General features: G+C 60.7%; 10 protein-coding genes and 1 pseudogene. 2 read left to right on the top strand and 9 right to left on the bottom strand.

The window, feature by feature from the left end:
- Positions 1–17: 17 nt before the first annotated feature.
- The 7 genes from bamE to HDG34_RS36175 all read right to left on the bottom strand — a co-directional run bounded on the left by bamE (position 18) and on the right by HDG34_RS36175 (position 12,183).
- Complete coding sequence (gene bamE, locus HDG34_RS36205) at positions 18–413, bottom strand: outer membrane protein assembly factor BamE (RefSeq protein ID WP_184068164.1); 396 nt, start codon at positions 411–413, stop codon at positions 18–20.
- A gap of 320 nt (positions 414–733) precedes the next feature.
- Positions 734–1,000, bottom strand: coding sequence for a hypothetical protein (locus tag HDG34_RS36200; protein WP_184068284.1), 267 nt, complete (start codon positions 998–1,000; stop codon positions 734–736).
- A gap of 264 nt (positions 1,001–1,264) precedes the next feature.
- On the bottom strand, positions 1,265–1,792 hold the full coding sequence (locus tag HDG34_RS36195; RefSeq protein WP_184068162.1) for a lipase family protein: 528 nt from the start codon (positions 1,790–1,792) through the stop codon (positions 1,265–1,267).
- Between the two features lie 38 nt (positions 1,793–1,830).
- Positions 1,831–10,704: a hemagglutinin repeat-containing protein gene (locus tag HDG34_RS36190; RefSeq protein WP_184068159.1), complete on the bottom strand. Its 8,874-nt coding sequence runs from the start codon at positions 10,702–10,704 to the stop codon at positions 1,831–1,833.
- Positions 10,705–11,176: 472 nt separating this feature from the next.
- Positions 11,177–11,407, bottom strand: coding sequence for a hypothetical protein (locus HDG34_RS36185; RefSeq protein ID WP_184068156.1), 231 nt, complete (start codon positions 11,405–11,407; stop codon positions 11,177–11,179).
- Positions 11,408–11,542: 135 nt separating this feature from the next.
- Positions 11,543–11,854 (bottom strand): hypothetical protein, encoded by a 312-nt coding sequence (locus HDG34_RS36180; protein WP_184068153.1) that lies wholly within the window; start codon positions 11,852–11,854, stop codon positions 11,543–11,545.
- 167 nt (positions 11,855–12,021) lie between these two features.
- Positions 12,022–12,183 (bottom strand): hypothetical protein, encoded by a 162-nt coding sequence (locus HDG34_RS36175; RefSeq protein WP_184068150.1) that lies wholly within the window; start codon positions 12,181–12,183, stop codon positions 12,022–12,024.
- 204 nt (positions 12,184–12,387) lie between these two features.
- Between HDG34_RS36175 and HDG34_RS36170 the strand changes: the two are divergent.
- Together HDG34_RS36170 and HDG34_RS36165 are read left to right on the top strand one after the other, a co-directional pair.
- A pseudogene (locus HDG34_RS36170) lies at positions 12,388–12,771 on the top strand (short-chain dehydrogenase/reductase); the annotation flags it as partial.
- Positions 12,772–12,862: 91 nt separating this feature from the next.
- Positions 12,863–13,126, top strand: coding sequence for a DUF1348 family protein (locus HDG34_RS36165; protein WP_184068147.1), 264 nt, complete (start codon positions 12,863–12,865; stop codon positions 13,124–13,126).
- 268 nt (positions 13,127–13,394) lie between these two features.
- Here HDG34_RS36165 and HDG34_RS39995 read toward each other — a convergent pair whose 3' ends face one another.
- Both HDG34_RS39995 and HDG34_RS36155 read right to left on the bottom strand, forming a co-directional pair.
- Positions 13,395–13,535 (bottom strand): hypothetical protein, encoded by a 141-nt coding sequence (locus HDG34_RS39995; RefSeq protein ID WP_311734922.1) that lies wholly within the window; start codon positions 13,533–13,535, stop codon positions 13,395–13,397.
- A gap of 130 nt (positions 13,536–13,665) precedes the next feature.
- Positions 13,666–13,932, bottom strand: a complete 267-nt coding sequence (locus HDG34_RS36155) for a hypothetical protein (RefSeq protein ID WP_184068145.1) — start codon at positions 13,930–13,932, stop codon at positions 13,666–13,668.
- Positions 13,933–14,067: the final 135 nt, after the last annotated feature.

Here is a 14,067-nt window from a genome sequence, read left to right as displayed (position 1 = left end):
ACGGCCCCGCTGGAACACTACTGCGGCAAGATGCCGCTCTTGACTTCTTCCTTGCTGGACTGCATCGAGTAATTCTTGACGATGCCATTGTCGTCAAAGAAAACCACAAGTTCCTTCTTGTCCACATCCGCGCCAGATGCAAACAGGTTAATTACTGGAATGAAGTTTTGAGCTTTCGATGTCGAGTGCGAGTACTTGTAACGCCACAGTTCGTTACCGCTATCCGTGAACGATGTCTCGGTTGGATCGCCAAATGCCTTGCGCACGTCATCCCGCGTGCTCTTGCCCTTGATGATCTTCTCGCCGACGGTGCTGGCGTTCTCTTCCTTCAGTTGCTGGACGCCCTGACTGGCACAACCCGCCAGCACCGCGATTGCAACAGCTGCCACTACTACGGAGGTCTTCTTGAACATCTGGTTTCCTGCTATGGATTCATCGGCGTTGAAATGCGTCCCGTGAGACGCCGATATTGGTCGCACGGAACGGAAAATGATTGCCTGGATTTGGTTCGCGCCGCTTGCCTGAGAAACTACAGCGCTGTGGCAACGGCTCAGCACCTGGTTCTGCCGGGAGTTGGCGCAGCCCACGGCGCGGTGTCTTCGGAAGTGCGCACCTCCCGTGCGCAAAACGCGAGAGGTACCAAGGCTATGAGGGGCAGCGCCGCCAACCTCTTTCGGATTTTCATAGCGTGATTTTGGTAGGTATGTACGCCGGGCCAAAGCCCGGCATCACATTACGAGTTGTCTTCTTCGTCATCCTTCGTTTCATAGCTCTTGCGCGCCTTCTTGTAGCCGTTGTCGAAGGGTTTGATATGCAGCATATGCGCGCGGCTAGAAAAACCACCCAAAGCCATCATCGTAAATCCCCCAAAAAATGCCACGATACGAATCCAGCGTGGTAATCCATCTAGAGCCAACCCCCCAACCCAACTTGCGATGCCACCCAAAAGTAGGGTGATGCGCATCCAACCGGAAAAATTTCCGTTCTCTATGAACTTCACGTTGGTTTCTCATCGTCGTCCTTGGTCTCATAGCTCTTGCGAACTTTTTTGTAGTTGACCCCGAACGGCTTGATTCCTACTAGGTGTGCGCGACTCGCGTAACCTCCGACTGCAGCAATAGTTAAACCAATTAGGAACAATACGCCCCCCCGAAAGGGGCTGGCGGTACATACTTGATCGCAATGAACATGACGAACAGCCCGAAGACGAGGAGACTAGTTCGGACCCACCGCTTAAAGTTTCCGTCTTCAATAAGCTGAGTCTTCACTTTGAACTACTCCAGTAATTGGCGAATGAATTCCAATAATTGTTAATGGAATTTTTAACATTCGTTCCCGCCGTACTGCTATTAACGGCATTGGAAGTCTCATTAATCGCTGAAGCCAAGCCCGGATATTTATCCGACAGACTACCGGATACGAGGTTAGTAACTCCAGACAGAGAATACTGATCGACATCCGGTTTGACCACCTGACCACTTGCGTCAGCACCGAAGCCGACAACTGTGGCAACGTAAGAAGCTGTTGCAAGGACCGGGAAATATGGTGTTGGAACACCGGCTGCCGCAGCAGTGATCGAGCCACCAGTGCTGCTCGACGGGTACGTAAAACCCGCAAATATCCGAGCCTTTTGGGACATCTTTCTGTAGTAGTCAGGAGACGGCCCAGCTGCGGGCATACAAACCTCACTTACACAAATATTTTTACCAAGATAGCAATGAAAATGATTGCAAAAACGACTCCAACAAACATCTTGTAAGAGTTTTTTTGCTCGGGCGTCATCTTCTTCCATTCATCATCTGTTGGGCCTGGAACAGTCATAATTTCCTCTTACTTCGAATTGATAAGGGGAGCGGAGTGACTCCACGGAGTCACTGAAACGGAAATTGGGCCCGAGGTAGCCACACCGAGCTCAAGTGCTGTTGGGCCGCCATAAGCATGGGTGATTGCAACGACTGCATTCGGGCCTAGAGGGGTGGGGACTGAAAGCATAAACTGGTTTCCATCGCCGCTCATGAAACTGTTGGTAGCTTGTGCGCCTGAGGCCCCGAAAATCCAACCCAATGTAGTTGTAGCGCCGGGAGCAAATGAAGCCGGTCGGAATGATTGACTCACACCGTACGACAGATATGGTGTCCCATCCGCCGTATTCATAGCTACCCCAACTCCAGCCGTCATAGTACTGCCGCCGATTGTTACATAATTAGGGCCAATAGCATTAATCGGCGAGGCGTCTGCGTTTGCCCCCGTCGCGTTCATCTGCGCCGTCATTACCGATTCATTGCATGGCCCCGTCGCCGTACAGGAAGATGGCACAAGGCTATTCTTATGGTTCATCTGGTTGTACAGCTCAACGCTCGACGCGGTGGCCGCGCCTGCCGTGCCACCTATGAGCGCGCCGCCGGCGCCCGCCGCTACATTCGCGGCCAGGTTGCCCAGCAGGTCAGAGCCCGTCGCCGAGGCCACATCCTTCGAAATGCTGTCCAACTGGCCCGCGAGTTTCGAGGACAGGCCCGCGCCTAGCCCCCCACCCACTGCCGTGAAGACACTACCGCCACCCAGCCCGCCAATTAGTGCACCTCCGGCCGCCTGAAGTATCGCGCGGCTGTCGCCTCCTTCGGACCACGTCGCAACCCCCGCCGCGTCACCAGCTTTCTGCGCTGCCTCCAGCTTCGATTGAGCATAATCACCGATACCTTGCGCGACGACCTGACCTGCCGCCTGCGCGGCCTGCATCGTGTCGGCCTGCTGCGAGAGGATCGCGTTCACGTCCGGCGTCTGCGCGACCATGCCATTAGTGTTCGTCGTGTCGCGGCTCAGCGTTGATACGTCCTGCGACTGCGCGGCCTGGTTAGAGATGTTGATGGTGCCCGCACTGACCGCGCTGCGCGTGGTCGAACTCTGGTCACCGCTGTCATTCTGCGACATCATCGGCGCGACGCCACCTGCACCGCTTACTGAACCCATCCCGAGAGCCTTGCCGGTATTACCAACACCTATACCCGCACTAATGCCGTTGCTCGTCGCGTCGTAGTGAGACTGATTCTGGATGTCGCTATAGCTCAGCGTACCGGTGGTCAGGCTGTTCTGCGACGGATCGGCGGTACTTGAAATCACCGCGCCAGTCAGGTTTGTATTGCCCTTGACGTTGACATCGAAGCCACCGTTGCCCGCCTGAATACCCGCCTGTTCGTTGACCTGGGCGTAGTTGCTGTCCGCATGGCCGTTCTGCGCGCTGAAGCTCGCGCTGCCGCCGCCCTGGCTGATGCTGAAGCCACCGCCCGCGCTGCTCTGGTGCGCGGTGCTGACGGTTGTATCCTGCACGCTCTGGATATTCAGGTTACCGCCGACGCTCGCCGTTACCTGGCCGCCGCTGACCTGCGAGCCGATGATGTTGGTATCGCCGCCCGAAACAACGGTAACGCTGTTCGCGCCGCTTACGTGCGAGGCATTCTGGATCGCTGCGCTGCTGTTGCCGTCGCCGTGCGCGTTCGACATTGCTGCCGACACGCCGAAACCGTTCGTGCCAAGCGACACACCTACGCTCGCGCTACTGGAACTGTTCGAGCTTTGCGTTACATCAGTGTTCGTCGTGTTGACGATATTGACCTGGTTCTTCGCCGCGAGCACGACATCGTTCGCGCTCACGTTCGAACCGGCGATTGTCAGGTTGCCGCTGCCAGCCGTGCCGTTGCCGGTTGCCACGAAAGCGGCAGTGCCGCCCGCCTGAACGTTCGAGCCGAGCTGGGTCGTCTGGTCTTCGGATGACTGGCTCTGACTGTGGCTGGAACCAACGCTGACCTGCACGCCGATGCTCGGCGCGTTCGGCCCGGTTGCGCCGCTCATCACGCCCGCAGCCCCCATGCCCGCCAGTGCCGCATCGCCGCCCGCTGCAATCGCATGCAGCGCCTCGGCGCGGCCGTTGCTGTTGCCGCTCGCAAGCGCCTGGCCCTGCGAGTACGCGCCGTTGATCGCATCGCCGACGCTGCCCGAGAGGCCAATAGTCACGCCGCTGCTGCTGGTCTGCTGGGTCTGGCTCGTGTGGCTGGTATCGGTCGCGGAGTCGATAATGACGTTCGCCGCCGTGCCCGTAATGTTCTGCGCCGCGACGAGGTCGCTGCCGGTGACATGCAGGGTATTGCCCGCCTGAATCGAGAGGCTGCCGTTCAGCGAGCCGACCACGCTCCCGTTGTTCGTCACGCTCGATTCCTGGTCAGTCGTCGCGAGCTTGCTGCTACCGACCGTCACGCTCAGGCCGCTCGTCCCCAGGCCCGAATGCTGCTCCTGATAGCTGCCGGAGGACTGCATGGTGTCCTGCGTCGTGGTGATGGTCACGTCATGCGCGGCACTCAGCGCCACGTCATTCGAGCCGACAATCGTGCTACCCGCCACGTTGATATCGTGACCGCTGCTGATGGACACCCCGTCCGCCGAAATCGTGCTGCCGAGCGACTGCGTGGTGGTCGTGTCGCGCGAGCTTGCGACCTCCTTGCCGCTTACCACGTTGCTATGGCTATGCTGCCCCTGCGAATTGTCGACATAGGTCGCGGTGGCCGCGCCGATATTGACGTTATTCGCTGCTGCGAGCGTGGCCGTCCCCTGGTCGAGGTTGACCGTGCTGCCGGTAATGTTGATGTCATTGCCCGATACGACTGTCAGGGAATTTCCAGAATTGAGCGTCGTCCCGGTCAGCGTATCGACCGACCTGTGCTGCGAGTCCGAATTGCTGCCGTGACTGTCGCGGACCGAGCTGTTGCTGTCGACGGTCGAGGTTGCTTTCGCCGCCTGGAGCGTCACGTCGCCGTTCACCGCGATCGTCCCGCCGCCGCCGAGACTGATATTCGCGCCTGTCGCGGTCAGGTTGCCGCCCACGCCGATCTGCGAGACGCCGCCCACGTTGACGGAACTGCCGGCCGTCTGGTTGAGGTTGGTATCCGACACACCATTCGCGCCCGCGACCACCTTGTGCTCGCCCGTCTGCACCGAGCCAAGATCGTAGTTGCCGCCCACGGCCATGCCGAGGTTGCCACCCACGTTCAGGTTGCCCCCGTTCTGCTCGAAGTTGCCACCCGTCACGATGGCCGCGTTACCCGCCACGTTCAGGTTCGCGATGGGCCCAAGCGTCGTCGTGGTCCGTGTCGCGCCCGTCGCGCTGACCTGGTTGACGGTATTCGCCGCGGTATTGAGGATCAAGTCGCCGCCCGCGTTCAGCGCGAGGCTCCCGGCGTTCACGGTGGCCGAGGTCAGGTCGACATTGCCCGTCGTCGCCAGCGACATGAGGCCGCCGCTTTGCAACGTACCGAACGCGTTGTTGATCTGCTGGCCCTGAATCGAGAACGTATTGCCCGCCTGCACCGTACCGCTGTTATTGAAGGTCTGCGCGTTCTGCAGATCGATGTCGGTCGCCGCGATAAGCGGCCCGTTCATGTTCTGCTGGCTGGCCTGCGCGAGATAGACGACCGGGACCAGCACGGATTGCCCGTCTACCACCTCCGTTTGCATGATGACCACGTTGCTGGTCAGTGCCGCGACCTGCTCGGGCGAGAGGGCCATGCCGAGCGGCAGGCCAAGGGACCCGGCGAGCGAGGCACCCGCTGCGAGCAGCGCTTCATACATCGACTGCGTATCGGTGTACGGACCGAGTACGGCCTTGCCGGTCAGCGAGGTGATCTCGTTCTGTACGAGCTGCTGCTCGTAGAGGCCGTCGCCGAGGCGCTTTTCCACGCTCTGCGGGTTCAGGCCGAGCTGCTGGAGGTAGTAGTCGCTCGACAGGAACGTTTTCGCGTTCGTGAAGGCCGGGTTCGACTCGATCAGGTACGGCGCGTTCGGTGCCGTAGCCGGCCTGAACAGGCCACCCTGCGGGATCGTCAGGTTGCTCAGGACGTTCACCGCCGTCGCGCTCGCGATGACGGGATTAACGAGCCCCGGGCCACTGTTGACCGAAGCCGCTCCGCCTTTCGTACCACCCGCGCTGCCGCTGACCCCGCCAACGGTCACCCCGCCGAGCGACTGGCCGGGGACAAGACCAAGCGACGGGACGCCCGCATTGCCCGCCGTATTGTCGATATTGACGCCCGTACCGGAAAGCGTCCCCCCCGCGACGAAGCTCGACTCGTAGCTCGGGAGCGCGTAAGAGCGGATATCGGCGGGGGCCGCCTGGTAGCCGCCCGGATTGGAACCGACAAACGGCGCATCGCCGAACGGTAACGTCCAGTCCCCAATGCTGTGGTCGTAGTTCGTGTAGTGATAGTAGCCCGAGTAGGTGACCAGTACCTCGGGCGCCATCTGCCCCTGCCAGCTATTCTGGTCGAGCGTGACCGGCGCGGCAATGTTGCCGACCGCCGCGACCGCGCTCCAGTCGTTCTGGAACAGACCCACTTTCGACGCGTCCAGGTTACCGCCCGCAATGATCTGCGCCTGCGGGCTGATCGACGCAATCAGGTTTGCCACCGCCACGCCCGTATAGGTCGTGTACTGGTAGCCGCTATTCCACTGGCCGCCTTGCGGCGGCACGGTGTACACACCGCCGATCATGGTCAGGAAAGCAGGGTTATCCGGGGTGGCCCAACCGACATACGGATTACCTGCGGAGCAGGCGGCCATGTTGATCGCAGTACACCCGGACAGGCTGATGCCGAGCTGTGCCAGCAGCGACGGATCAACCGGCTGGTTCAGGCCGGTCGTGGTCATCGTCGTCCGCGTATTCGTGACCTGACTGGCGTCGAGCGTCATGTCGCCCGCCGACTGGATCAGCGCCGACCGGTTGCGGATCAGGTTCGCGTTCGTATAGTTGCCGTTCGCATCCTTGCCGCCCGCCAGCACGACGTTACCGAGACCGTAAATCGCGGTCGTCGCCTGCGTATCGGTCATCGTGGTGTCGTCGCGGTTCTCGATATCGGGCGCGAGCAGTTCGAGCAGGCCGTTACTGTCCGTCGCACCGATCAGCGCGGTTGGTCCGACATTCGTGATCGATTGCGCTGCGTTGAGCGAGACGCTGCCGCCGACAATCGCCCCCGTATTCTCCAGCGTGTTCGAGTGCGTGGTGAGCGTGCCGCCGGCCATCATGACGCCGCTGTTTTCGATATCGCCCGCGTTGATACCGAGGTTGTTGACCGCCGCCAGCGTTGCGCCGTTGTTAAACGTACCGGGAAGGGTAAAGGTCAGGTCGTGACCGGCACTGAATTGCAGATCCGGGGTAGGCGCGAAGTCGCCCTGAACGTTCACCGCCACATCGTTGGCGGCGCTGTATGCGCCGCCGCCCGTCAGTGCCGCTGCGTTCAGCGTCAGGTCGTGCGTCGCGCCGATCTGCCCGTTCGTGTTCGTAATCGCGCCGGTCGTCGTGATGGCAACGTCGCCGGTCGAACCCGCGAAGCTGCCGATCTGGCCGCCGCTGTTGTCGACGGTATCCGCCTGAACCGCGACGCTCGCGCCGCTCAGCTGTCCGCCCTGCGTATTCGAGAGCGATGACGTATCGACGGCCACGTTACCGTTGCCCGTCATGACGCCACCGCTGTTGATGGTCTGGCTGCCGCCCTGGACGGTCGTATTTCCCGTACCGAGGTTGCTCACAAGACCACCCGTATTGTCGACGGACGCGGCCTGAACGCCGAGCGTGCTCGCATCGCCCACCGCGCCCGTACCCGACTGGATCTGTCCGTGCGTATTCGTCAGCGCGCCGCCGCTCGCGAGCGACAGGGACGCGAGCGAGCGTATCGCCCCCTGCGTATTGTTGATATCGCCCGCGACGTTTGCCGCGATATTGCCCTGCGCGGCGACTACGCCGCTCGCGTTGTCCAGGCTCCCGGCCTGCGCCGTGATCTGGCCGGCAGTGATAATTTTTCCGCCTACGTTTGACAGGGAGCCCGAACCGTTGCCCGGCGCAATCGTCAGGGTCCCCGTTCCGGCGGCGAGGATCGTACCGCCGTCGTTGTCGAGCGTAGCGGGGGCAAGCGTCAGGTCCGTGCTGTTCGTCTGGAGCGTGCCGCCGTTCGAGTTGTCGAGCGTGTTGCTGACATTGATACCCATCGGCGACGTGCCATACTGCGTGATCGTGCCGCCGTGGTTCAGCAGGTTCGTGGCCGTCAGCGCGAGCTGGTTCGCCTCGATATCGCCGCCGCTATTGTCGAGCGTGGAGCCGATTGCGAGCGCCAGATCCGGCGCGACGATCGAGCCGCCGTTATTGGTTAGCGACCCGCTATGGATTGTTTCGTTCGAGGCCGCACCGATCTCGCCGCCATTATTGGTCAGCGTATCGCTCGCGAGGCTCAGGTCGGCATTCGAGAGCAGCTTGCCGTTCGTGTTGTCGAGAGCGCTTCCGACCGTTGCCGTGAGGCCGGTCTGGCCGAGTACCCGACCCGCCGCGTTGTCGAACGCACCGGCCTGGGCGACGACCTTTCCGTTGCTCTGGATGGTGCCGGCCGCGTTCGAGGTCGACCCCGCGCCGTTGCCCGCATCAAGCATCAGCGTGCCGGTACCCGCGTGCGTAATCGTTCCGCCGTCGTTGTCGAGCGTGGCGGGTGCAAGCGTCAGGTCCGTACTGTTGGTCTGGAGCGTGCCGCCCGCCGAATTGTCGAGCGTGCCCGAGACGGCGAGGTTCATCGGCCCGCTACCCGTCTGCGTAATCGTTCCCGCGTGATTGACGAGGTTGGTCGCGTTGAGCGATACCTGCGCGGCCTGGGTCGTTCCCGAGCTGTTGTCGAGCGTTGTAGCGCTCTCCGTCACCGTCTGGCCTGCCGTAATCGAGCCGCCGCTGTTGGTCAGATGCGAACCGGCACTAACCGTCGTATTGCCCGAGGCGCCGAGCGAGCCGCTGCTATTGTCGACCGATTGTCCGGTAACCTGGAGGTTCGTTTGCGCCGAAACCACGCCATGGTTGGCAATGCTCCCGCCTTGCAGCGTAACGGCGCCATTGCCGCCGATGACGCCGCCCTGTGCGCCGGTTGCGGTCGTGCCTGCCGCGTTCACCAGCTGGTCCGTCGTCGTGACCGACAGGCCGTCGCCGTTCAGTGACGTAATGCGGCCTGCGGTATTGTCGAGCGACGCCCCGGCTACCGACAAACCGGCGGCGCTCTGCATCGTCCCCTGGTTGTTCGCGATGGCGCCGCCGCTTACCTGCATCGCGCCCTGCGAGACAATCGAGCCGCCCTGGTTTGCGAGCTGGCCGGACGCCTGCGCGACGAGCGGCCCCTGTGCCGAAATCTCGCCGCCCTGGTTCGACAGGTTGGCCGCGTTGAGCGTTACGCCGCCGCCTGTCAGCGAGCCGTTGTCGTTGTCAAGCGTACCCGCTGCGCTCGCCACGACCGAGCCGCCTGCGCTCGTCGTCGCGCCCGCGAGGCTCAGGTCGCCTGCGGTTGCCGTCAGCGATACATTACCGTTCGCCGCCGTCTCGCTACCCGCGAGATTGACGCCGCTACCCGAGAGCGACGCATTGCCACCCGCCACGTTCTCGCCGGTCGCGTTGAGCTGCCCGTTCGTCGAAACATTGAGGTCGCCCGAGCTACCGACCGAGCCATCGTTATTGACGCCTGCGCCGAGGGTACCGGTTGAATCGACGGACCCGGCATGGACCGTCGTATTCTGTTGCGCCGCAAGCGTACCGCTATTCGTCAGTGCGCCCGCCGTCGAGAGGGCAGTACTCTGCTGCGCGTAGACAGTACCGCTGTTCGCGACGCTTGCCGCGTTGATACCTACGTTGCCGCTCGCGGTCATCCTGCCCGACTGGACAAGCTGGCCCGAAGTCGTCAGCGTGAGGTCGCCAGCCTGCGCGGCAATCGTACCGGCGTTCGCTACCCCGACACCATTCTCGTTGCCCACCAGAGTGATACGGTTGGCGTACATACCGCCGAGCTGCGAGACGTCGATGGAGACGGCGGGTGCGGGTCCGCTGCCCGCGATGGGCGTCGGCGTCAGGCTCGCATAGTCGATATTGTTCGAGCCGGTCGTCACGTTCAGCGCATTGGCATAGATCGCCGCATTCGCCTGCACGGCGCGCGCCAGTAAATCCACCTCATCGATGTTCGAGCCGTTCAGTCCTGCGCCCTGAACGGTAATCGTGCCACCCGTCACGCTAAAGCCGGTGAGGTTGCCGCTACCGTCGATCAGCGGATTGCCGGTCGTTAGAATCCCTCTGGACGTATTGATGAAGCCGCCGCCGTCAATGACCAGGCCCGAGGAATTGGCGATCACGACAGCCGCGGTTTTCTGGCCCGCGACTTCGACATATCCTCTCAGTTGTGAGGGGTTGTTGCTGTTCACCTGATTGACGATAATCCTCGCGGCGTCGTTCGGCCCGAAATTCGGATTACCGGAGATCTGGCCTGCGAGTTGAGTGTTCGTATTAACGGGCGAATTGTTGAGAATCACGCCGTTTTTTTGTACATCGAACTGCGAATACGTATTCACGGATACGCCCGCATTCGACGGTCTGTTCACGTTCACTTGAGGCAGACCATTTGCCGTGCCGATGACACCGGGTGCATGTGCGCCCGACGGTACGATCTGCGCGTCTACGAGAACGGGAGCCAGTCCGAAGATTGCCAGTGCAGCAAAGGCCGCGTGACGCATGGCGAAAAGCGTAGTCGGTCGATGCGCGGACGACGGCCCGGTTTCTCCGTGACTTGTGCCATGTCCGATTGCGGTTTCTGCGACCGCGACGAGCATCCCCCGGAGCTTGCTGAACACAAGCCGGTAACAGTGGTTATTCATTGCTTGTACCCGTAATGCTGAACGAAGCCCCGCGCAACGCGAGACGTTTTCCAATCGTTCTACGACGACGCCAGGCCATGACGGCAGATCGGGCGCCGCTTCGAGATTCGCTTTGAGCGTGCGGGTGACGAGACTATCAGACTGATTTCGAAATCACCATGAGATAACTCTGAATTTATGCTGATCTGACAATCCTTGATAATTTCGGTCGCTCCGCTTAATGCGCGCTTGATTATTTCCGGACCTCCCCATTGTCAAGAATCCTCAGTATTTGAGGTAAATCAGGATCGGGGCGGCGCATCGTTGCGTCGCGTAAAAATGACTATGCCTGCGATGAAGGCCACGAGCAGCAACGTTACGACTGCTGAACCGGCGACGAAGATCGCGGGAATCTCGTCCATGCGCCTGCCTCCCGATTCTCTATCGCGCGGCATTCATGCAAGACATGGCGCCGCATCCCCGGAGCCGGTATTCACGACAGCCGCTCCGGGTGCGATGAGACAAGCGACGAGCGCAGCATCGCCGCCCGCGTTGCGCCAGTATCGAGGTTGCCGATCGCCAGTTCATGCTCGAGCCGCGTCAGGCCGACCCGCGCATACTCGATCCTTGCGCGCAGCTCCTCGGCGCAAAGGTCTGGGCTCTTGCCGCACTCAAGCCAGGCAACCATCTCGAATAAGCATGGCGGCGGGCGTGTGTCCATCATCGTCTATCGGTATTAAGCGCCGTTTGAAGTCGTATTGAACATCGCGCTTGCGTTCGCGGCGTATGCACGGCACGGCGACCTTGTCGACGACGCGCGCAACCAGCCTGACTCGCCCGGTACGCCCGGTCCTAACGCCTAATGTTTGAGCGCTGCGGGCGAGAAATCGTCATCGGGCACGATGACAACGTCTCCGCGAATCTGCCAGTCGACACCGGGACCGCATCGCAGGAGGTATAACGCGGTCGCGTTCTCGTTAACCGGCAAACCTTTACGATACCCAAGGTCGTCCACGATCATGACGTGTAGGCCGTCGAGCATTACGGTATCGCAGCACTCGCAGTCGGGGCCGATAAGCGCCTCAATCTGCGCCATCGTTCGCGGCCCTTCAAGCGCCTGCGTAGTGCCGTCGGCACGCAGTACGCGCCGCGTCGGATAGGCGAGCTTCATTTGAGAGCCTCGTCCCCGGATTCTTCGAGCAGCATCCTCGATAGTGCAAGGCGTAGATCCTGCTCTGCCGAGAATTCGATAAGGCCGCCATCGAGGACTGGCGCGAAGCGGACAAACTGGCACGCCTCGTCAATAACAACCTGATCCCACCGGCCCTCGCTATCGCGCTATATAACGCGCTGATACGGATGATCGGGTACGAGCTGGCCTGCCTCGACGAGGTCCGCGAGTACGGCCTCGATATCATTCGTAACGCTCTTGTGTCCTTCCTCGTCCAGATCGGTAATCGCGATGAGGTTGAACGTTCGGGTCAAATAGCTGGAGCGCATGGTCCGTCGCTATAAAAACGGGGCGTCGCTCGATTATAGGTAGCCACGGTAATCGTGGCGAAAGCAGGCGTTTCGGCCCCGGATTACCCCGAGAGAGGAGTAGCCCGCGCACATCGCGCCGGGGATACCTGGAGCCCCAACCGGCGGGGCTTTGAGGGCAATTTCAGCCTTGCCCGAAAGGAAGTACATAGAGATACAGCTTGCAAATTCGCCGTCGAAGGCATTACGGAAGCGCTCCACGCGGAGTTGAAGCCACTCGGCATTCACGCGACCGTCGTTGAGCCCGGCTATTTCCGTACCGATTTCCTCGATGCGTCGTCGCTCGTCGTCGGCAAGGAGGTCATCGACGACTACGACGAGACGTCGGGCAATGTGCGTCGATTCGCTGAAGGAATGAATCACAATCAGCCGGGCGACCCGCAGAAGCTTGCGAAGGCCCTCGTCACGCTTGTCGATGTACCGAGACCGCCACTGCGTCTGCCGCTCGGAGCCGACACGCTGAAGGCGATAGCTGAAAAGAACGCCTATGTGGCTACGGAAACTGAAACGTGGAAGGCACTGTCGGCGTCAACCGATTTCTCAGACTGAGTTCTCTCGAGATGACGAACGTGTAGCGCGGTTGCGCTGCTGAGTAGTGCCCATTTCTATCTCAATCCCGCCTGGATAAGGGGAGTCTGTGATGTCCATAAACGCTGAAGTGCGCCCGCCCATCCCACCGTTCACCCTTGAATCCGCAATCGAGAAGGTTCGACTTGCAGAAGACGCTGGCAATTGGTTCCGCTCCTACGGAAACGAGAACTGGGAGTTTGGACCTGATGGTCTGACGCACCACCGGTATGCCTGTATCAACGACATGCCGATCAAGGCAAGCGATCACAAGTTCCATTCGCCGCTGGGTCGCCGCCCCGACGATCACCCAGGTCTGAGCGAGCTGGGCCTTTGAAAAATTGCGCTGAGCACCGTCGTTGGTCGATACGATGAGCGAGATCAGGACGAGTTCCACCAGAATCGCGGATATCACCGGGATCATCGAAGGGATCGCCTTCCAGACCAAAATTCGCGCGCGCCGCGCAAAGCCTTGTCCCGCCTGGCTCTGAGCAAACGCGCACTTTCTGACCCAACAGTTAACCCCCGCAACGCGATCATCACGCGCCGGACTGGACGGGACCGCGCAGGAATGAATTCGGCCTGATCGCCGCTCATCGACCCTGTTAGTTTTTGCGTTGATAGCGCCGCCATAGCCTCATGATTGCGATATAAGCCACTACAGCGACGACCAACCAAACCGTCAGCATCACCGGGACATAAACATCATCGGCTTCATGCAGGCCAAGGCCGTTGGCGATGCTCAACCACCTAAGCGCCTCACTCTCTGGCATCGGCCCATTCCGGCCAATGTAGCGCGCGGATAGAAGGAATAGGCCGATAAAGAGCGCGACCTTGAAAAGCCTACGGACAAGTGCGGCCGTCACTCGCTATTTCTCAATGTGGCTCTTTGCCGCGATAGCGCCGCCATAGCCTCATGATCACCACATAGGCAAGCGTCGCCACGATTAGATCAATAGTCACCCAGACCACGAAATACAAATCTTCGGGATCGCGGATGCCAAGCCAGCGCGAAGCACGCCACCATACCACCGACTGGCTTTCAGGCATTGGCCAGGGGTACGTGTGGACATACGGCACGGAAAGGCAGAACAGGCCGATGAACAGCGCGACCTTGAACAGCCTACGGACAAGTGTTGCCATACGTGATGACCTCAATGGTTCCGTAAGCCTTCAGCCCCGACCCCCCGCGTCACAATGGTTGTCGCCTGGATAAAATTGGAATCTGGGGGCGATAAAGAGAGAACAAGTTGGCGCGTTACGGAAAGACATTCAAGG

Origin of the sequence: Paraburkholderia sp. HC6.4b (genome assembly GCF_014200875.1) — a bacterium.
GTDB lineage: Bacteria > Pseudomonadota > Gammaproteobacteria > Burkholderiales > Burkholderiaceae > Paraburkholderia > Paraburkholderia tuberum.
The sequence above is the reverse complement of the archived record's forward strand: the minus strand, read 5'-3'. Positions and strand labels throughout refer to the sequence as shown.